Annotated in this window: 21 protein-coding genes; 8 read left to right on the plus strand and 13 right to left on the minus strand. The window is 67.3% G+C overall.

The genetic code is table 11. The features are described 5' to 3' along the window. The first annotated feature begins 1 nt into the window (after position 1). Entirely contained in the window at positions 2–592 is a 591-nt protein-coding gene (locus ACSC1R_RS08510; protein ID WP_439028633.1) for an AsnC family transcriptional regulator, read from the plus strand. Between the two features lie 122 nt (positions 593–714). Continuing rightward, positions 715–3,285 carry a heavy metal translocating P-type ATPase gene (locus ACSC1R_RS08515; protein ID WP_439028634.1) on the plus strand — a complete coding sequence of 857 codons (2,571 nt, stop codon included), beginning with the start codon at positions 715–717 and terminating at the stop codon, positions 3,283–3,285. A 256-nt stretch (positions 3,286–3,541) separates the two neighbouring features. Here ACSC1R_RS08515 and ACSC1R_RS08520 read toward each other — a convergent pair whose 3' ends face one another. From ACSC1R_RS08520 to ACSC1R_RS08530, 3 genes are all read right to left on the minus strand, one after another. After that, a complete protein-coding gene (locus ACSC1R_RS08520; RefSeq protein WP_439028635.1) occupies positions 3,542–4,135 on the minus strand; it encodes a class I SAM-dependent methyltransferase in 594 nt (197 codons plus the stop codon). 208 nt (positions 4,136–4,343) lie between these two features. After that, positions 4,344–4,526 (minus strand): hypothetical protein, encoded by a 183-nt coding sequence (locus ACSC1R_RS08525; RefSeq protein ID WP_439028636.1) that lies wholly within the window; start codon positions 4,524–4,526, stop codon positions 4,344–4,346. Next, positions 4,523–4,660 carry a hypothetical protein gene (locus tag ACSC1R_RS08530; protein WP_439028637.1) on the minus strand — a complete coding sequence of 46 codons (138 nt, stop codon included), beginning with the start codon at positions 4,658–4,660 and terminating at the stop codon, positions 4,523–4,525. The genes ACSC1R_RS08525 and ACSC1R_RS08530 overlap by 4 nt, the downstream gene beginning before the upstream one ends. A gap of 122 nt (positions 4,661–4,782) precedes the next feature. On the opposite strand from ACSC1R_RS08530, the gene ACSC1R_RS08535 reads away from it, so the two are divergent. Further along, complete coding sequence (locus tag ACSC1R_RS08535) at positions 4,783–5,298, plus strand: hypothetical protein (RefSeq protein WP_439028638.1); 516 nt, start codon at positions 4,783–4,785, stop codon at positions 5,296–5,298. Between the two features lie 15 nt (positions 5,299–5,313). Here the strand turns inward: ACSC1R_RS08535 and ACSC1R_RS08540 are convergent, their stop codons facing one another. Both ACSC1R_RS08540 and ACSC1R_RS08545 read right to left on the minus strand, forming a co-directional pair. After that, positions 5,314–7,167 (minus strand): ABC transporter ATP-binding protein, encoded by a 1,854-nt coding sequence (locus tag ACSC1R_RS08540; RefSeq protein ID WP_439028694.1) that lies wholly within the window; start codon positions 7,165–7,167, stop codon positions 5,314–5,316. 276 nt (positions 7,168–7,443) lie between these two features. After that, positions 7,444–8,511 carry a guanosine monophosphate reductase gene (locus ACSC1R_RS08545; protein WP_439028639.1) on the minus strand — a complete coding sequence of 356 codons (1,068 nt, stop codon included), beginning with the start codon at positions 8,509–8,511 and terminating at the stop codon, positions 7,444–7,446. Positions 8,512–8,723: 212 nt separating this feature from the next. Here ACSC1R_RS08545 and ACSC1R_RS08550 point away from each other — a divergent pair, with 212 nt between their 5' ends. Next, positions 8,724–9,089 carry an SHOCT domain-containing protein gene (locus ACSC1R_RS08550; protein ID WP_439028640.1) on the plus strand — a complete coding sequence of 122 codons (366 nt, stop codon included), beginning with the start codon at positions 8,724–8,726 and terminating at the stop codon, positions 9,087–9,089. Positions 9,090–9,182: 93 nt separating this feature from the next. Beyond that, the gene (locus ACSC1R_RS08555) at positions 9,183–9,383 is read left to right on the plus strand and encodes a DUF4396 domain-containing protein (protein WP_439028641.1); all 201 of its coding nucleotides are present in this window, start codon (positions 9,183–9,185) and stop codon (positions 9,381–9,383) included. A 9-nt stretch (positions 9,384–9,392) separates the two neighbouring features. On the opposite strand, the gene ACSC1R_RS08560 is transcribed toward ACSC1R_RS08555, so the two are convergent. Both ACSC1R_RS08560 and ACSC1R_RS08565 read right to left on the minus strand, forming a co-directional pair. Further along, positions 9,393–10,208, minus strand: coding sequence for a DUF4097 family beta strand repeat-containing protein (locus ACSC1R_RS08560; RefSeq protein WP_439028642.1), 816 nt, complete (start codon positions 10,206–10,208; stop codon positions 9,393–9,395). Positions 10,209–10,358: 150 nt separating this feature from the next. Next, complete coding sequence (locus ACSC1R_RS08565) at positions 10,359–11,012, minus strand: lactate utilization protein (RefSeq protein ID WP_439028643.1); 654 nt, start codon at positions 11,010–11,012, stop codon at positions 10,359–10,361. 214 nt (positions 11,013–11,226) lie between these two features. On the opposite strand from ACSC1R_RS08565, the gene ACSC1R_RS08570 reads away from it, so the two are divergent. Continuing rightward, entirely contained in the window at positions 11,227–12,705 is a 1,479-nt protein-coding gene (locus tag ACSC1R_RS08570; protein ID WP_439028644.1) for an AMP phosphorylase, read from the plus strand. Positions 12,706–12,710: 5 nt separating this feature from the next. On the opposite strand, the gene ACSC1R_RS08575 is transcribed toward ACSC1R_RS08570, so the two are convergent. The 3 genes from ACSC1R_RS08575 to ACSC1R_RS08585 form a co-directional block, all read right to left on the minus strand. Continuing rightward, entirely contained in the window at positions 12,711–13,037 is a 327-nt protein-coding gene (locus ACSC1R_RS08575; RefSeq protein WP_439028645.1) for a thioredoxin family protein, read from the minus strand. A gap of 114 nt (positions 13,038–13,151) precedes the next feature. Further along, on the minus strand, positions 13,152–14,108 hold the full coding sequence (locus ACSC1R_RS08580; RefSeq protein ID WP_439028646.1) for a calcium/sodium antiporter: 957 nt from the start codon (positions 14,106–14,108) through the stop codon (positions 13,152–13,154). An 81-nt stretch (positions 14,109–14,189) separates the two neighbouring features. Further along, positions 14,190–15,206 (minus strand): alpha/beta hydrolase, encoded by a 1,017-nt coding sequence (locus tag ACSC1R_RS08585; protein WP_439028647.1) that lies wholly within the window; start codon positions 15,204–15,206, stop codon positions 14,190–14,192. Positions 15,207–15,317: 111 nt separating this feature from the next. Here ACSC1R_RS08585 and ACSC1R_RS08590 point away from each other — a divergent pair, with 111 nt between their 5' ends. Next, positions 15,318–15,746 carry a universal stress protein gene (locus ACSC1R_RS08590; RefSeq protein WP_439028648.1) on the plus strand — a complete coding sequence of 143 codons (429 nt, stop codon included), beginning with the start codon at positions 15,318–15,320 and terminating at the stop codon, positions 15,744–15,746. A 226-nt stretch (positions 15,747–15,972) separates the two neighbouring features. On the opposite strand, the gene ACSC1R_RS08595 is transcribed toward ACSC1R_RS08590, so the two are convergent. Beyond that, positions 15,973–16,866: a ribonucleoside-diphosphate reductase gene (locus tag ACSC1R_RS08595; protein ID WP_439028649.1), complete on the minus strand. Its 894-nt coding sequence runs from the start codon at positions 16,864–16,866 to the stop codon at positions 15,973–15,975. Positions 16,867–17,017: 151 nt separating this feature from the next. On the opposite strand from ACSC1R_RS08595, the gene ACSC1R_RS08600 reads away from it, so the two are divergent. Continuing rightward, positions 17,018–18,763 carry a MutS-related protein gene (locus ACSC1R_RS08600; RefSeq protein ID WP_439028650.1) on the plus strand — a complete coding sequence of 582 codons (1,746 nt, stop codon included), beginning with the start codon at positions 17,018–17,020 and terminating at the stop codon, positions 18,761–18,763. Between the two features lie 6 nt (positions 18,764–18,769). On the opposite strand, the gene ACSC1R_RS08605 is transcribed toward ACSC1R_RS08600, so the two are convergent. Continuing rightward, positions 18,770–19,006 carry a hypothetical protein gene (locus ACSC1R_RS08605; protein ID WP_439028651.1) on the minus strand — a complete coding sequence of 79 codons (237 nt, stop codon included), beginning with the start codon at positions 19,004–19,006 and terminating at the stop codon, positions 18,770–18,772. Between the two features lie 153 nt (positions 19,007–19,159). Beyond that, entirely contained in the window at positions 19,160–19,630 is a 471-nt protein-coding gene (locus ACSC1R_RS08610; protein WP_439028652.1) for an Hsp20/alpha crystallin family protein, read from the minus strand. Positions 19,631–19,636: the final 6 nt, after the last annotated feature.

Genomic DNA, 19,636 nt, shown 5'->3' on the forward strand with positions numbered 1-19,636 from the left:
TATGCGCGACCTCGACGACACCGACATGGAGATTCTGCGGGCACTGGCCGCCGACGGCCGCCGGTCGTTCGCCGACATCGGCGACCAGGTCGGCCTCTCCGGCCCTGCGGTCTCGGATAGAGTAAAGCGACTGCGGGAGGTCGGCGTCATCTGCGGGTTCACCGTGGACGTGGACCGCTCGCAACTTCGCGAGGGGACGCCCGTGCTGGTCCGGCTCGACCTCGATGCGGGGATGGCCGACGCGGTGAAAGCCGACCTGCGCGAGGCCGAGGCGGTCGAACACCTGTTCACGGCGGCAGATGGCGACCTGACGTTCCACGCCCGGGTGCCCGACACGGCGGTCGACCGGTGGCTCGCGTCGGTGACCGACACCACGCTCATCGAGGACGTGTCGGTCGAACTGCTGTCGGACGTGGACTGGTCGCCCAGTGTTGGCGGTACCGAGTTCGCCCTCGAGTGTGCCGAGTGCGGCAACACCGTCACGAGTGAGGGCGTCTCGGCGCGGGTCGGCGAGTCGGTGTACAACTTCTGCTGTACGTCCTGCGAGGGCCGGTTCCGGGACCGGTACGAGCGTCTGGAAGCGGAGGCCTGAGACGGGCACGACACTGGCGCGAAACGCGAGCTGTAGTTTCGAATCGAAGTTCAGCCAGGGTTTCTAGCAGGGGCATCGAAAGCACAACCCGATTGAAAGAGTAGCCCGTAGTCTCTCCCAAGATGCCAGAACGGACCATCCAGCTCGAAATCTCCGGCATGTCCTGTGCCAACTGCTCGTCGACGGTGCAGGACGCCGTCTCGTCGCTCGACGGGGTGACCGAGGCGTCGGTCAACTTCGCGACCGACGAGGGGAGTGTCACCTACGACTCGGGCGAGGTGTCGCTCGCCGCTGTCTTCGACGCCATCCGGGACGCCGGCTACGAGCCGGTCTCGGAGACCACGACCGTCGGTATCACCGATATGTCGTGTGCGAACTGTGCGGAGACCATCGACGACGCGCTCGAACGGGCCCCCGGAATCGTCCGGGCGGACGTGAACTTCGCCACCGACGAGGCCAGCATCGAGTACGTCCCCGGCGCGGTCTCCCGGCGCGACCTCTACCAGGCCATCGAGGACGCGGGCTACACACCGGTCCGGGACGAGGAGGGAGAGAGCGAAGACGAGGCCCGCGAGTCGGCGCGTGACGCCGAGATTCGCACGCAGAAACGGCTGACACTCGTCGGGGCCGCCTTCGCCGCTCCCCTGCTCGTCATGCTCGTCGAGCACCTGTTCTTCCCCGGCGTGTTCCCCGAGACGGTGCCGGGAACTGGTCTCCCCATCGGGTGGGTCGCCTTCGCGCTCGCCACGCCGGTGCAGTACCTGCTCGGCAAGCCGTTCTACGGCAACTCCTACAAGGCGCTGGTGAAGAACCGGACCGCGAACATGGACGTGCTCATCGCGCTCGGGTCCTCGACGGCGTACTTCTACAGCCTCGGCGTGCTCGTGTTCGCGGTCGAGGGTGCGGGGCTGTACTTCGACACGGCCGCGCTCATCCTCGTGTTCATCACGCTCGGGAACTACCTCGAGGCCCGCTCGAAAGGGCAGGCCAGCGAGGCGCTGCGCTCCCTGCTGGAGATGGAGGCCGACACCGCCACCCTCGTCGACGAGGACGGGACCGAGCGCGAGGTCCCCCTCCAGGATGTCGAGGTCGGCGACCGCATGAAGGTCCGTCCCGGCGAGAAGATACCCACCGACGGCGTGGTCGTGGAGGGCGATTCGGCCGTGGACGAGTCGATGGTCACCGGCGAATCGGTGCCCGTCTCGAAAGAGCCCGGCGACGAGGTCGTCGGGTCGACCATCAACGAGAACGGTATGCTCGTGGTCGAGGCCACGAAGGTCGGTGAGGACACGGCCATCCAGCAGATCGTCAAGACGGTCAAGGAGGCCCAGTCGCGCCAGCCCGAGATACAGAACCTCGCGGACCGCATCTCGGCGTACTTCGTCCCCGCGGTCATCGCGAACGCCCTGTTCTGGGGCGCGGTGTGGTACCTCGCACCCGACGCTCTGGCCGGGTTCGTCAACGCCCTGCCCCTGTGGGGCGTCATCCTCGGTGGACCGGCCGTCATCGGCGCGGAGGAGTTCGCCATCATCGTGTTCGCCTCCGCGGTGCTCATCGCCTGTCCCTGTGCCCTCGGGCTCGCCACCCCCGCAGCAACCATGGTCGGGACGACCATCGGTGCACAGAACGGCGTCCTGTTCAAGGGCGGTGACGTGCTAGAGCGCGTGAAGGACGTGGAGACGGTCGTCTTCGACAAGACCGGGACGCTCACCACCGGTGAGATGCGCCTGACCGACGTGGTCGTGGTGGACGACGCAAGAACTGATGGGGCGGGCACGGCCACGACTGAGCCCGAGACCCTGGACGAGGACTTCGTCCTCCGGATGGCCGCCTCCGCCGAGCAGAACAGCGAACACCCGCTCGCCCGGGCCATCGTCGAGGGCGCGAGAGAGCGCGGTATCGACCTCGCGGACGCCGACGACTTCGAGAACGTTCCCGGCAAGGGTATCGTCGCCACCGTCGAAGGCAGGGAGATTCGCGTCGGCAAGCGAGAACTGCTCGAATCCGTGGGCATCGACACGGCCCCCGCCGAGGACGCGATGAACCGGCTGGAGAGCGAGGGTAAGACCGCGATGCTCGTGGCTGTCGAGGACCGCGTCGTCGGCGTCGTCGCCGATGCGGACACCGTGAAGGACACCGCCAAAGAGGCCGTCGCCGCCCTTCGCAAGCGCGGCGTCACGGTCCACATGATCACCGGCGACAACGAGCGGACCGCCCGCGCCGTCGCCGAGGAGGTCGGCATCGACCCCGAGAACGTGAGTGCGGGCGTCCTCCCCGAGGACAAGGCCGACGCGGTCGACGCCATCCAGGCCGACGGCACGAAGGCGATGATGGTCGGCGACGGCGTGAACGACGCACCCGCCCTCGTGACGGCCTACGTCGGCACCGCCATCGGGTCTGGAACCGACGTAGCCATCGAGGCCGCCGACGTGACCCTGATGCGTGACGACCCGCTCGACGTGGTGAAGGCCATCCGCATCTCCGACGGCACGCTCCAGAAGATTCAGCAGAACCTGTTCTGGGCGCTCGGCTACAACACCGCGATGATTCCGCTGGCCTCGCTGGGCCTGCTCCAGCCGGTGCTGGCTGCCGGTGCGATGGCACTCTCGTCGGTGTCCGTGCTCGCGAACAGCCTGCTGTTCCGGAAGTACACGCCCGACCACGACTACGAGCTGTTGGGGTGGCTGCGATGAGCGACTGGTCGTAGGGTCCGATTCTTCTCCCTCCGTGTGTCTCTGCTGGGATTAGTGGTACTGGTCCGGCGGAGAGAGTCTGTTCGATCGACTCAGAGGGCTTTGTCTGTCGTTTCGCCCAGTGTTCTGAACCACCCCTGTCAGGAGTGCCGTGTTGCATACAGAGGGTGTCCTCAGCAGGGATACGTGGAATATCCACGCTGCATTCGGGACAACTGTGAGACCGAGGTTTCGGCAGGTTGTCGGTGATATGGCGCTATCGGGTGGCGATGAGGACACCGACCGACCCGGTGATGATTTCGACATCGGTGAGCGTGAAGCCTGCGTCGGCGAGGAGATTGGCGACCGTTCCCATCCGTGGCAGCGTTTCGTAGTCGCTTCGGGTCTGCATCGGCCCGAAGCACATCTTGTCGGCGACCACTATACAGCGTGGCTTCAGCGCCGCGAGACCGTCGATGGCCGCGCGTAATTCGTCCTCGCCTCCGTCGTCGTAGGCCATGTACAGAGCATAGCTCGCAACGACGACATCGACCGGTTCGTCGACGTTCGGTTCACGGAACGACCCGTGGTCGAACGAGACGTTCTCGATGCGACGCTTTGCAGTCTTCTCACGGGCGTACTGGAGCCACTCGTCGTAGATGTCTCGCCCCAACACGTGGTCACACTTCGGGGCAAGTTCGAGTGCGACGATACCTGTGCCCGTCCCGATATCGACCACGGTATCATCGCGCTCGATGGGCGCGTGCGTGAGAAGTGCGGACAGACACCGCTGGTACACCTCGTCTGCCTCGCTGTCCGCATCGTAATCCATCGGGGTGTAGCCGTGAGAATCGCGCTCCGTGTTTGTCATCGGTACGGCAAATAGGTCGTGCCGGGGGATAAGGGTCTCAAGAATCATCGCTGACACGTACGACCGACTTGCCCCCTCGGTCTGTCAGCGAGTTCCGAATCTCCAATGTGAACTGAAGAGAACCGGTTCGCCGAATCCATCCTTCCCGTGACGTCCCGCTGTTATAGGCGTGACCAGCCGTCACAGTCGGCGAAAAAGAGCGGGTCGGTCAGCGCCAGATGGTGGTTTCGGCGGCGAACTCCTCGTCGTTCGTGATGAGCGCCTCGCTTCCCCGGACTCGGTGGTTCGCAATCAGCAGGGCGTCGTGGAGCGTGTGGTGGTCGAGGAGGCTTCCGGACACCCCGAGGTCTTGTCCGTCCGTCGGGGCGATCTGGATAGGGTCGTCGTTCACCAGCCAGCGAGGTAGTCGACCTCGGGCGGGTCGGGACGGCGCTTCAGGTGCCGGACGACCAGCCAGCGCCCAGCGATTCCGGCGACGGCGACGACCATCCGGGCGGCCAGCGAGAGCCTGAGCCGCAGGTCCATGGGAACACCTCAGAGCAATGGAATTTCAACGTTCCGGCTGGCGCGGTATGTGTCGTGAGAACAGTGGTACTGACACCCATCGACAGCGTGAGGCTTTCCCCTCTCGAATCGTAACTGCGCATATGAATCCACTCCCCACCCAACTCGCCGTCGGCCTCCTCCAGCTACAGGGAAATGGTATCGATGTCAACGTCAACCCCACCTTCGGCCTCGTCGGCGGAGCAATCAGCGCCTTCCTGACGACGCTGCTCGTCGGTGCCATCCTCGTCGCGCTGGCCCCCACGTACACGGAGAAGATGATGGACCGCGTTCTGTCCGAACCGGTCGGCTCGGCCCTCTACGGTATCCTCAGCCTCGTGCTCGTGCTCGTCCTGACGCTCATCCTCGTCATCACCATCATCGGCATCCTGGTGGCCATCCCGCTCGGTATCGTGGTGTTCGTCGCCTGGGCGGTCGGCGCGGCCATCGCCTACCTCGCCATCGGTGAGCGACTGGTCGGCCGAGAGGACGGCTGGGCGAAGCCCCTGCTCGTGGGTGCGGCCATCAACGGTGGGCTCGCACTCACCGGTATCGGCGGGCTTGTGGCGTTCTGCATCGGCGCGGCCGGCTTCGGGGCGGTGCTCAGAAGCTGGCTCTGAGTCCGCAACCGGCCCTCACACCGCCGACTCTTCTCCCTCGCCATCGGAGAGCAGCCGCCGGACCAGCCCCTCCGCATCACCCTCGAACTCCCCGGCCTGCACGCTCCAGAGCGTCGCGTACAGCCCACCCTGTGCCACGAGTTCGTCGTGGGTGCCGCGCTCGACGATGCGGCCGTCCTCGACCACCAGTATCTGGTCGGCATTCCGAACGGTCGAGAGCCGGTGGGCGATGACGAACGTGGTCCGGTCCGCGGTGAGGCGGGTCAGGGCGCGCTGGATGTACAGTTCGGTCTCGGTGTCCACCGCCGACGTGGCCTCGTCGAGCACGAGAATCGCGGGGTCCTGCAGCATCGCCCGGGCGAGCGAGAGGCGCTGTCGCTGCCCGCCCGAGAGCTTCACGCCGCGTTCGCCGATGCGGGTGTCGTACCCGTCGGGCAGGTCTAGCACGAACTCGTGTGCCTCGGCGGCCTGTGCGGCGGCGCGAACCTCCTCGTCGGTCGCGTCGAAGCTCCCGTAGGCGATGTTCTCGGTCACGTCCCCGTCGAACAGGAACACGTCCTGGCTGACGTAGCCGACGTGGTCGCGCAACGTGTCGAACGAGAGGTCGCGCACGTCGTGACCGTCGACGCGGATGGTGCCGGAATCCACGTCGTAGAGCCGAAGCAGGAGCTTCGCGGCGGTCGATTTGCCAGCACCGGTCGGCCCGACGAACGCGACGGTGTCGCCGGGTTCTGCGGTGAAGGTCACGTCGTGGAGCACCCGCTCGCCGTCGACGTAGCCGAAGTCGACGTGGTCGTACTCGACGCGGCCCGTGACGGCGTCGAGGGTGACAGGCTCGTCGGATTCGGCCACGGCCACGGGCAGGTCCTTCAGCCCGAAGATGCGCTCGCCGGAGGCACGGGCGTTCTCGTAGGAGTTGACGATGCGGCCCATCCCGGCGAGGGGGTCGACGAACCGCTGGGTCATGAACAGGAACGTGACGAACTCGCCGACGTAGAGGGTGCCCGAGAACCCCGGCGGCGCGCCGGCGACGAGCCAGTACCCGCCGAGCAGGAACGTCGCCGCGAAGGCGACCCCTGCAAGGAGGTCCATCCCGGGCTGGTAGAGGTATTCGAGGCGAGCGACCGCCCAGGTGCGCTCGTAGATGTCCCACGAGGCGTCGGTGACGCGGCCGTCCTCGTAGTCGGCGGTGTTACTCGTCTTGATGACCTCCATCCCGCTGAGGTTGTTCTCTAACCGGGTGTTCAGGTCGCCGAAACTGGAGCGCAAAGCGCGATACAGCGGCCGAATCGTCCGCATGAACCAGACGGTGAACGCGAGCAGGAGCGGCACCCCGACGAGGGTGACGAGCGCGAGCTGCCAGTTCAGGTAGAACAGCAGGGCGGCGATGCCGACGACGGTCACGACGAGCTGGATGGCCCCCGAGACGGTGCCGTTCAGGAACTGCTTGAGGTTCCGGACGTCGTTGTTCAGCACGGACATGACCTGTCCGGTCTGCTTGTCGTCGAAGAACGCCATGTCGAGGCGCTGCATCGCCCGGTAGGTGTCGGTCCGCAGGGCGTGTTGCACGCGGTTCGAGAACAGCGAGAGGCTGACGCCCTGGGTCCAGCCGAAGACGACGCTGCCGACGAAGGCGCCGACGATGAGGGCGACCGACAGCCAGAGCTGGTCGAGCGTCGTCGTGGGTAGCAGGTCGGCGGGCACCAGCGGGAGTCGGAACGGCGTGTTGTCGTTGAACACCGAGTCGATGGCGATGCCGAGCACCAGTGGTGGAAGCAGGCCGACGAGTCGGGCGAACAGGCTCGTCACGAGGCCGAGGACGAACAGGTGCGCGTCGTCTCGGCCGTAGGTGCGAAAGAGCCGGACCATCGGGTCCGGGGCGTTCTCGTCTGGTTCGAAGGGCAGCGTCTCTCTGGCCGGTCTCATCGACCCTCCGTCGTGGGCGAGGCTCGGTGGGCCGCGGTCGAACGTCGACCGCTCAGAGAACCGAGTCCCGCGGCTGTGGTGTGTCGTGTCGCCATGTGGGATACTGGTCGGCGGCGTCCGCTGGGCGGGGCCGTCACTAACCAGAAGATAGGTTTCGACCGGGTATAGCCAGAGCGGTGACTGGTCCCCCGCCGGTCGGGACGGACGACTCCCGGCGACTCAGTCGTCGGCCGCCGCGCCTTCGAGGTCGCTGTCGACCATCGCGGCCACCGAGTGTAATCCTTCACGGTCGCGGGCGCTCTCGGCGACCTGGACGAACTCGGCCTTCGACCGGGCCTCCGCGATGTCGCGGCCGCCGCAGTACGACAGCCCCGAGCGCATCCCCGACAGGAACTCGGTGAGGTGCGGGTCGAACGGGCCGACCGCGGGCGTGAGTGCCTCGACGCCTTCGCCGTGTTCGATGGTGAGGTCCTTGTCGCTCCGGTCGTGGTTCGCCGCCTCGCTGGCCATCCCGCGCGAGACCTTGTATCGCTCGCCGTCGAGCGTGACGACCCGTCCCGGGGCCTCGTCGGTGCCGGCGAAGTAGCCGCCCATCATCACGGCGTCTGCGCCCGCCATGAGCGCCTTGACGGCGTCGCCCGAGTTCCGGATACCGCCGTCTGCGATGGTGGTGACACCGCAGTCGGCGGCCGCCGTGGCACAGTCGTCGACCGCGGTGAGCTGGGGCATCCCTGCCCCGGTCCGTTCCCGGGTCGTACAGTGCGACCCGGGGCCGACGCCGACCTTGATACAGTCCGCACCGGCCGCGGCGAGGTCTTCGACGCCCTGTGCCGTGACGACGTTCCCGACGATGAGCGGGGTGTCGGGGAAGGAATCCGCGAGGGTGCGCGTCGCGGCGAGACAGGTTTCGAGGTGCCCGTGTGCCACGTCGACCACCAGGGCGCAGGTACCGGCCTCCACGCAGGCGGCGGCGCGCGCCACGTAGTCCTCGTCGATGCCGACCGCGACGGCGACCCGCTGGCCGGCCGCGACGACCGCCTCGACCGCCGCGACCTGCTCGTCCACCGTGCAGAACCGATGGACGACACCGAGGCCGCCCCGGTTCGAGAGGGCGATGGCGAGGTCTGCCTCCGTCACTGTGTCCATCGCCGCACTCGTGATCGGGATGTCGAGTGTGAGTCCCGGTGCGAGCGTCGTCGAGAGGTCCACGTCGCTGCGACTCGCGACGGGAGAGCGCTGGGGGACGAGCAACACGTCACCGTACGAGAGTCCGGTTCTCAGTTCCATCGTTCTGACCGCGAAATAGGAGGTGTGTCAGCAAAGTAAACCCGTCGATTAATCATCAACGTTTTGCCGGTCGACGGTGGGGTGGGGATTTCGGCCACGTTCGAACCCGGTCCCGAGTGGGGAGACCACCGTCGATTCGAAACCGAGACTCGCAACTGGCCCCCGATATCGTAAGGACAATCCACGTGAACGACCACGGCGTACCTCTACACATGGAGACATCGACTGCGCGGACTGCACTCGGCATCGTCACGCTCGTCCTCGCCGCCGTGCTCCTCGTCCCGCTTCTGTTCGGCGGGATGCTGGGCATGGGGATGGGTGGGAGCGGCGCGACCTGGCACGACCACTGGATGGGCTTCGACGGGCAGTGGTCGTGGTGGTGGTTCGCCGCCAGCCTGCTCGGGCGACTGCTCGTCCTGGCGGTCGTACTCGGTGGCGGCTACCTGCTGCTGAAATCGCTCGGTGGCGGCCAGCACCGCGGCGACTCCGCACTCGACGAACTTCGCCGGGCGTACGCCCGCGGCGACCTGACCGACGAGGAGTTCGAGCGTCGGCGCGACCGACTCCAGCGCGACTGACCCCTCGTCTCGGGGTGACCGTCCCGCTGTCTTTCTGCCGACCCAACCTGTCTTGCCCCGGTCCTTCTCGGCCCGGCGCTTGCAGGGTCGCACATGGTCGAGGCGCTCCTCAGAGACCTGCTGACGAATCCAGCAGTGCTCGCCGGGGAGGCGGCCATCGTCGAGCCGCTGTTCTGGGCGAGTCTGGTGGTCTCGCTGTCGGTCGGCCTGCTGGTCGCCTACCCGGTGAACGTCTTTCTGGTACACCAGGGAGTCAAAGACGGGATGCAGAACCCGGCGAGTCTGTCCGGCTAACGGACGGATTCAGAGCCCGGTCACGGTGACCGACCCGTTCACTGCCGACGCTTCGATCTCGTAGCCGCCGCGTCCGTGGACCGCGAGCAGCGACCGCGACGACTGGCTCGCCACGTCGAGGTCGACGTCGTCGACCGTCACGCGGCCGACCAGCGTCTCGGCCAGCACGTCAGCGTCGAGGTCGGGGGCGAGCCGGATGGTGAGCGAGCCGTTCGGGGAACTCACCTCGGCGTTCCGCCGGAGCGAGTGGACCGCGACGTCGACCGACCCGTTGGCGGTCTCGGCGTCGTCGAGGCCGGTACAGCCCCGCGCTTCGACGCTCCCGTTGGCCGCGTGGAGCGAGACGAACCCGTCCACGTCGACGGCCTCGATGGAGCCGTTCGCCACCTCGACTCGTGTGTCCCCGGTCACGCCGTCGAGCGTCACGCTCCCGTTGACGAGTTCGACGCGGTCGACGTCGAGACTTCGGGGGACCGCGATGTCGAGGTCGGCTTTCGCCCGGACGTTCCGGGCACCGGAGCGGTCTTCGGGTTCGACCACGACCCGGAGCGTCCCGTCCACGACCTCGCAGGTGACGAGCAGTCGGTCGAGGTGTTTCGGGTCGGCGCGGGTTCGCTTGGTCGCGGTGACGTGGACGTCGTCACTGTCTGTCAGGTAGACCGTCACGTCGCCGTTGATGCTGTCGACCGTCACCCGGTCGAGGCCCGTCGCGTCGACCGTCTCTTCGACGGTCTGGGTTTTCTCCGGGCCACTCCCGAGCGTGGCCTGGTCGACGATACTGTCGACGAGGCTCCCGAGGAAGCCGCGGTCGGAGTCTCTGGACATGGCCGGGAAGACGTTCGGCGACCGGATATAGGCTCGCTGAAACGAGGTTCTGTCCGGTTCTCGACACTAGTGCGCCCGACGGTGTGTCGGCCGACGAAAAGACGAGGGTCACCACCGTGAACCCGGTGGGTCGTGGTCCGACTCGTGGCGTCAGTAGCCGAGGTTCTCGCGGACGAGCACGACCGTCGTCCGGTCCTCCTCGGTCTCGTGGCGGTAGACGAACTGCTTCGCGATGATGCTCTCCATCCCGTACGCTTCCTGGGCTCGGGCGTTCTCCAGCTGGTAGGCGAACTCCTCGAGGCGGTCGAAGGCGGCGTCGAGGTCGTCGGTAATCTTGTTCACGCCGGAGACCAGCACGAGGTTGCTCGCGGCGAAGGGGTACGCGCCGATGCGGCTGCCGGAGGCGTCGGCGGCGACGAGTTCGCCGGTCTGGGCGATGGCGTTGACGCTCCCGAGGAAGTAGTCCGCGGTCTGGGCTTCGCGGCGGAACTGCTGGCGTTCGGCGTCGTCGTCGATGGTCCAGACCTGTGAGTGGAGGTCGTCCCACTCGTGGTCGCCCGCTTCGAGCAGGTCCATGAAGCCAATCTCCTCCAGTGTGGTGGAGTGGCCGTTCATCACGGAGACACCGTCGGGAATCTCGTCGGTGACGGCGTCGAGCGCGGCGTCTCGGTCGTCGACCACGACCACGTCGAAGCCGCGCGATTCGAGGTTCTCGACGGTCTCGTCGACGGTCTCGTCGTCGGGGAGCTGGTCGTACGATTCGTCCGCGGAGACGGCTTCGAGGTACTGAGATTTCTCTGACATAGCTGTGTCTCGTGAGGGGGATACACGCAGGGAACGGGGCCTTTGTTCGGGCAGTCGTCCCCTGGAACTGTCCTCGTTCGATGGCAGGGACGCGACCGGCATAAACGCTCGCGGACGCCGACTTCACCAGGTGACACGGCTGTCAGTAGTGGACGTCGATATTTCCACCCCCGCGACCCAGAAGGTATTGGCCCAGCGATGCGTCTGTACGGCTATGCGACTCAGCGCGACCGAGATAGACATCGGGACCCGGAACCCGACGGTGTTGCTCAACGGCGCGGACGCGGAGGAAATCGGGGTCAACGCTCTCGACCGCGTCCAGCTGACGTACGATGGCCGGACGACCGTCGGGCTGGTCGAAGTGACCGAGAAGCTCGTGCCGCGGGGGACCATCGGCGTCACGGAGCGCCTCGCACACGTGACCGGCGAGGTCGACGTGAGCCCGGCCCCGAAGCCCAACGCCGTCGCGTACATCCGAAAGAAACTGGACGACATCGAACTCGAACCACACGAGATAGCCGCCATCGTCCGCGACATCGATTCGGACCGCCTGAGCGACGTGGAACTCGGCGCCTACGCCACCGGGGTCTACACCAACGGTCTCTCTCGCGCCGAGACGACCGCACTCACCGAAGCGATGACCGAGGCGGGCGAGATCATCGACTGGGGCGAGGAACCCATCGCCGACAAGCACTCCATCGGCGGGGTCGCCGGAAACCGGGTGACGCCCATCGTCGTCGCCATCGTCGCGACCGCAGGCGTGAAGATTCCCAAGACCTCCTCGCGGGCGGTTACCTCGCCCGCGGGAACAGCGGACACGATGGAGGTGTTCTGTGAGGTCGAGTTCACGCTCGAGGAGGTCCGGGACATCGTCGCCGAGACCAACGGCTGTTTCGTCTGGGGAGGCGGGGTGAACCTCTCGCCGGTCGACGACAAGATAATCCGCGCCGAGACGCCGCTGTCGCTCGACCCGCCGGGCCAGCTCATGGCGTCGGTGCTCTCGAAGAAGAAGAGCGCCGGCTCGACGCACGTACTCATCGACCTGCCCTACGGCGAGGGGGCGAAGGTCGAGAGTCTGGCCGAGGCGCGCGAACTCGCCGAGGACTTCCGCGTCGTCGGGGAACACCTCGGGCTGGTCATCGAGTGCACCATCACGAAAGGCGGCCAGCCCATCGGGCGGGGTATCGGCCCGGTGCTCGAGGCCCGCGACGTGCTCCAGGTGTTACAGGGGGCCGGCCCGACCGAGTTGCGCCTCAAGGCACTGCGGCTCGCGGACATCCTGCTGGAGTGCTGTGGGGTCGACGCCGACGCGACCCGAATCCTCGACTCCGGGGAAGCCCTCGCGACGTTCCGCCGCATCGTCGCCGCCCAGCAGGGCGACCCGGACGTCGAACTCGACGACCTCCAGCCAGGGTCGGAGACCGAGGTCATCCGGGCGTCCCGCGACGGTGTCGTCTCGCACGTCGACAATCGAGTGGTGAGCGACATCGCCCGTCGTGCTGGTGCACCGCGGGACATGGGTGCCGGCCTGTCGCTCCACCGGCGGGTGGGCGAGGAGGTGACCGCTGGCGACCCGTTGTACACTATCCACGCGGAGCAGGCAGCGAAACTCGACGACGCGGTCGCGCTCGCGGGGCGAGTCGAGGCGGTCCGGGTCCGGCCGCCACAGGACGCACTCGTCGAACGGTTCTGAGGAATCTAGTTCGACTCGACGAACGAGACGACCTCGTCGGTCGGGACGAACCCGTCGGCGAGCGTCGCGACGCGCTCGCCGTCACGGAACAGGACGAGCGTCGGGACGCTCCGGATGTCGAACTCGTCCATGAGCGAGAGGTCGTCGCCCGGGTTGACCATCGCGACGGTCGCGTCGGTGACCCGCGCGACGTTGCCCAGGATGGGCTCCATCGACTGGCACTTCCCACAGCCCTTCGTGTAGAACTCGACGAGGACGAGCGGCTCCGCTTCGACGAGGTCTGTCAGTTCCTCACCGCCTGTGAGGCGGAGGGGACGCTGGTGTTGGCTCATGGACTCCGATACGGTGCGGACCCATTTAGCGGCTGGGCGGGTTGGCGCGAGTGTCGCCAGACTGGCACGTGCTCGCACGTGACGCGGATGGGCGCACTCGCCGGCGCGACACCGTTAGCTGGTGAGGACCCCGACGACCCAGTTCACGAGGCCGAGGACGATGAGCAGTCCACCTTCCCACCGGGCCAGTTCTTCCTCCGTGCCCAGAAGCACCACGACGACGAGACAGAGGCCGAGCAGGGCGATGCTGCTCGGGTACGCCGCGGAACCGACGCTGAGTGGCTGGATGGCGCTCGCCAGTCCGAGGACGCCCAGCAGGTTGAAGACGGAACTCCCGATGAGGTTCCCTGCGGAGAGGCCCGCACTCCCCCGGCGGGCCGCGATGAGCGACGTGGCGAACTCGGGGGCGGAGGTTCCGGCGGCGACGACGGTCGCGCCGATGACCCAGTCGGAGATACCGATGCGGCGCGCGATATCGACCGAACCGTCGACGAGGAGGTGGCCGCCGAGGACGACGACGCCGAGGCCGACGACGAGTTTCGGCACGTCGAGCAGGTCGAACCCACTCACTTCGGCGAGGTCCTCGTCGTCCGTGACTTCGGGGGGCCTGTCTCGCGAGCCGAGTATCGCCAGCATCGAGAGGTACGTCAGCAGCCCGAGGAAGAGGATGATCCCCTCGATTCGGTCGATGTAGCCGTCGACGAGGAAGGCGGTCGTCGCGACGACCGCCACGATGAGCGCCGTCCCGTCGCGCTGGACCAGGTCGTACGACACCGGGAGCGCCCCGACCAGCGCCACGCCGCCGAGGACGAACCCGAGGTTGAACACGTTCGAGCCGACGACGTTGGCGACCGAGACGTTCGACTGCCCGGCGAGGGCGGCGTCGAGGGTCACGACGAACTCGGGGGCGGAGGTGCCGAAGGCGACGACGGTCAGACCGATGACGAGCGTCGGGATGCCGAGTCGCCAGGCGATGCGGACCGCGGACTCGACGAGGGTGACTGCCCCAAACCAGAGCCCGGCAGCGCCGGCGATGACGAACACCAGGTCCGTGAGGGTGGCGGTGACCATTCTGTGTCAGTCTCGACTCACGTCTGCGGGTTAACCCTTCTCGTCTGGGCAGAGTGGGACACAGCCGGCTGGTGGTGAGACTCAGCGGTACTCACGGACCGCGGAACCCAGGGCGTCCCACGCGTCGACGGCTGTCGGCACCGAGTCGGCCAGCGAAAGGAACCCGTGACACATCCCGGGGTGGTGCTGGTGGGCGACCGGGACGCCGGCAGCGGCGAGCGCGTCGGCGTAGGCTGTGCCGTCGTCGCGGAGGGGGTCGACGCCGGCCGTGACGACGACGGCGGGCGGCAGGGCGGCGAGGTCGCGGTCGTCGGCTTCCAGCGGCGCGAAATCAGCCGTCGCCGGCTCCTCGGGCGTGATGGAGGTGTCGTCGTCTACTCGCTCCGCGGCGGCCGCCGCGGCCGCTTCGTCGCCGTCCCGGTACAGCGACCAGAACCAGACGAGGTCGCGGCGGGTCAACAGCGGCCCGTCAGCGTGTTCGACGTGCGAGTCCCGGTCACAGCGCGGGTCGAGCATCGGGTAGAGGAGCACCTGGCAGGCGAGGTCCCCGGCGGAGCCGAGGTCGTCGCCGGACCGGACGCCCGTCGTTCCGTCCGAGAGCTGTCTGGCGGCCCCGACGACGAGGTTCGCGCCCGCGCTGGAGCCGGCGACGCCGAGTTGGGCCGGGTCGATGCCGAGGGTGGCCGCGTTCTCACGAACCCACTCGACTGCGGCCGTCACGTCGGCCAGTCCCGCGGGAAACGGGTGCTCGGGCGCGAGCCGGTAGTCCACGCTCACGACGATACTGTCGGTCTCCGTGGCGAGCCGTCGGGCGAGGTCGTCGGCCGACGCCAGCGTCCCGAGCACGAAGCCGCCACCGTGTGCGAACACGAAGCCCGGGGCCGGTTCGTCGACCCCCGGCGGACGATACACCCGCACGGGGACCTCGTGACTCCCCGAGACGACCGTCGCATCCTGCGTCTCTATCGCTGGCGCGCTTTCGCTCCCGAACGCCTCGTCCTCCACGCGGCGCGCCTCGTCGACGCCGAGTTCGTGCCACTCGAGGAAGTCGCCCATGTCGTCGATAACCGCTGCGAGTGTCGGGTCGAGTGCGTCCACTGTCTGGCCACAGAGACGTTCGACCCGGGCTTGAAAGCTAGTGGTCCGGCGTTCCCATCGGCTGGGAACCAGCTAGCGGGTAGTCGGTCGGTCGGTGCGTACCCGTACACGATGTACGACGACATCCTCATCCCGACGGACGGTACGGACGGCTCTTCGGTCGCCATCGAACACGGTATCGACCTCGCGGCGCGACACGATGCCCGCGTCCACGCGCTCTACGTCGTCGACGAGGACGTCTTCGAGCACTACGCCGCGACGGACGCGATCGAGAACGCCGAGGAGGCACTGGCGGGTATCGGTGAAGACGCGCTCCGCGAGGTCGCGGCGGCGGCCGACCGCGAGAACCTCGACGTGGAGGCGGTCGAGGTCCGCGGACGACCCCACGAGGCCATCCTCGACTACGCCGCCGACCACGACATCGACTGCATCGTCATGGGCGAGGGCAAGCACACCGACGAGTACCGCCGACTGCTCGGCTCCTGTACGGAGCGCGTGGTGCGCTTCAGCGACGTGCCGGTGCTCGTCGTGAAGGCCTGAAACCCGGACCACCTGCGGTCAGAACTCGCCGACGACTGGAATCCCGACCGCGTCGTCGCTGTCTCTCTTCTGGAGCGTCTCCGGAACCTCGGCCAGCGACAGCTCCTCGCCGACGATGCACCCCGGCTCCAGTTTTCCGGCAGGGACCTCGCGTCGGAGGGAACCGAGAGTTGGTCCTGCACGGTGGTGGCACGGACCCCTGCCCTGGCGGGGCTCGCTGCCCCTGCTACTCGTCGACGCGGACCAGTTCGGACACGTCCGGGATGTCCGCGCTCGCGTCCGTTATCTGGCTCATGCGTTCGGCGTGTTTCTCGGCGGCGTAGCCCGCCAGTCCCGAGGGGTCGACACCCGGTCCGTCCTCGCTCGCCGCGCCCGAGACCACCTGCTGGGTGAGCATCGCGAGTTCCGTCGTCAGGTCGGAGAGGTACTGCGGGTCGACCTCACCGGACGCCACGAGTTCTTTCAGTTTCGCCATCCCGAAGCCGACGTGGCGGCCCTCGTCGGAGCGTATCTTCGAGAACCCCACGACCAGCCCCGGCAACTCGGGCACGCCCTCGGTCGTCCCGTCGAAGGTGTTCTGGACGCCGTAGTAGCCGGTCTGGGCGAGGATGCCCTCGATGGTCAGGTGGTAGTGGGAGTACGCCTCTGCGCGGGTCTGTGGGGTGTCTTCGGCAAGCAGTCGGTGCATCGCCCGCTCGTTTCGCTCGAACAGCTCGAGGTAGGCGTCGTTGTACCACCTCGGGTCGCGCGGGTCAGAGCGCTCCTGCCCGCGGCGGTCTTCCTCGGGGTGGACGACCTCGGCCCAGTACCGGTGGAAGAAGTCCGCGTGCTTGGCCTCCTCGTAGAGCTGTGTCGTCACGAACAGCTGGTCGTTCACGTCGTCGAGCACCACGCCCAGGGGCGAGAGGTCCTCCGTGACCGCTTCCTCGCCTGCCCCGAACAGCGCCAGCGTCCCGCGCAGCTGGGTGAACGTCTCGTCGTCCAGTCGCTGGATTCGTTCCCTGTCGGTGTCGAGGTCGATAGCGCCGGGGTCCCAGTGTCGCTCGACCGCGTTCCGGTAGTACCGGTACGAACGGCTGTCGGGGTCGATGTGGCCGTCGGCGTCGAAGGCCGTGGTCATGGGTATCTGTTCGCAGACGAACGGGTAAACCCTACCGGCGTTCAGAGTGGCGGCCAGCCGCAGGCGGGCTCCTCGTTCGGCCGCTGTGGATGGGTCACGCTCACGCCACACATCCGGACACTTCATTTGGGACCGGGCCGTGGCGGCGCACATGCGACTGGACGACTACTGGGGTGTGGGGCCGAAGACCCGGGACCTGCTCGCCGACGAACTCGGCGAAGAGCGCGCCATCAGGGCCATCGAGGGCGCCGACGTGCGGACGCTCACGCAGGCGGGGCTCTCGCGCGGCCGGGCGACCCGAATCCTCCGGCGGGCGACCGGCGGGGCAGGGATGGACGTGCTCGCGACGAGCGACGCGCGCTCGGTGTACAAGGACCTCATCGACCTGGCGAGCAAGCACGCCGTCACCGAGGGGGCGGCAGACAGCATCCGCGTGCTGACACCACTGGCCTCACAGGAGGCGATGGAGGCCCGACTCACTGACGTGACGACCGCGCAGGCGTCGTGGGAGCGCATCGACGAGGCCGACCGCGAGGCCGTCCTCGCCGCGTTCGACCGCTACGACGAGGCCGGCGGAGGCGAGAAACCCGCAGTCGAGGCCGCGATGGCACTGCTCGACGCGGGCGTCACCGACGGCGTGTTCGAACCGCTCGCCGCCCTCGACCGCGAGGCGCTCGCGGACGCGAAGGAGGCACTCGGCGCGCTCACGGATGGGCGGGTCGCCGCCGGTGCAGACGAGTACCTCGACCGGCTCCGGGACGCCCAGGCCGCCGTCGAGACGATGGAGGCCAACGCCGAGGCGGTCATCCAGCGGGTCCGAGACGGCGGTGCACGCACCACCGACGAGTTCAGCGAGGCGTTCGTCGACCACGTCCGCGAGGAGGCGCAGGTCGACCCCGAGCGGGTCCGCGACGCGGTGCCCGAGGACGCCCGCGACGTGACCGACTTCGTGAGCAGCACCCTGCGGAACCTCTCCTCGTCGCTGCGCGAGGCGGCCGACGAACGCGAGCGCGAGGTCAGGGTGGACCTCCAGCACGCCATCAGCGACGCCCGCGAGGACGTAGACCGGGCGGTCGCGGCGGTCGACGACATCGCGCTCGACCTCTCGCTGGCCCGGTTCGCGACCGAGTTCGACCTCACCGAGCCGACCTTCGTCGAGGGCGAGGCCGCGGTCGCCATCGAGGGAGCGTGCAATCTCGACCTCGTCGGTCGTGGCGAGGACGTCCAGCCCATCCGGTACGCGCTCGGGCCGCACTCGCTCGGGTCGCCGCCGGCCGACCAGCGTGTCGCGGTCGTCACCGGGGCGAACTCCGGGGGGAAGACGACGCTACTCGAAACCGTCTGTCAGGTCGTCCTGCTGGCACACATGGGGCTGCCCGTGCCGGCCGAGCGTGCCGAGGTCGCGCTCTTCGACGACGTGGTGTTCCACCGCCGGCACGCCAGCTTCAACGCGGGCGTGCTCGAATCCACGCTGAAGTCCGTCGTCCCGCCGCTGACGGGTGACGGCCGGACGCTGATGCTCGTCGACGAGTTCGAGGCCATCACCGAACCGGGCAGTGCCGCCGACCTGCTCCACGGTCTGGTCACGCTGACGGTCGACCGCGACGCGCTGGGCGCGTTCGTCACGCACCTCGCGGACGACCTCGAACCGCTGCCGCCGGAGGCACGGGTCGACGGTATCTTCGCGGAAGGACTCACGGCAGACCTCGAACTGCAGGTCGACTACCAGCCGAGGTTCGGCGAGCTGGGCAAGTCCACGCCGGAGTTCATCGTCTCACGGCTGGTCGCGAACGCGAAGGACCGGGTCGAACGCACCGGGTTCGAGACGCTGGCCGCGGCTGTCGGTGACGAGTTGGTGCAGAAGACGCTCGCAGACGCCGAGTGGGCGCAGGACTGACGGTTCTCAGACCTTCTTGTTGCTCGGAATCACCCGTTCGTCCTGCCGGGCCGCGGTCACTCGGCCGCTAAGTCCCCAGCCGAACAACAGGATGCCGGTGATGAACACACCGGAAGCGAGCAGAATGTACTGCAACGGCGGGGTCTCGAAGCCGAAGAACGGTCCTTTCGCGACGTACCAGCCAGAGCTCAGTGTCACGAGCAGTCCCACCAGTTCGAGGATAGTCCCCAGTATCCTTCCCATGTCTGAGCACTCAAACGGCCATAAGGTTAAAGGTATTTGAAAACCTCGCGGCGACAATTCGTGAAAATTAAACAGAATAGTAGGGGAAATGAACGGTTATTTCAACAGCACATACACGTGGACGCTCCCCTGTGTGCCACGTCGCGGTTCGACTTACTTGATATCGATGTTACGGCCCGATTCCTCGGTCATCTCCGCGTAGGGGAGGTGGACCTCGAGGACGCCGTTGCGGTACGAGGCGGTGATCTCGTCGGCGACGATTTCACGGGGGATGCGGACCGATTCGCTCACGCGGCGCGAGCGGCGCATCCAGACGTTCTCGGCGCTCTCGTCCTCCTCGCGCTCGGCGACGATGCGGAGCATGCCGTCGTCGTAGGTGCACGAGATGTCGGACTTCTCGAAGCCGGGGATGTCCATGACGAAGACGTACATGTTTTCCTCCTCGGTCAGCATCATGCCACTCTGCTCGAAGCCGCCCGAGCCGAGCGCGGGTCGGCCCTGGAAGCCCCGGCGTCGGGACTCGATCTCGGGTGTCATGTTGGCCCAGTTGCGGCGCATCTGGTCGAACATGCGGTCCATCTGGTCGAACATCGAGTTCATGTCGTCGAACTTTCTGAAACTCATAGTACT

This window comes from Haloarchaeobius ordinarius (genome assembly GCF_051801355.1).
Classification (GTDB): Archaea; Halobacteriota; Halobacteria; order Halobacteriales; family Natrialbaceae; genus Haloarchaeobius.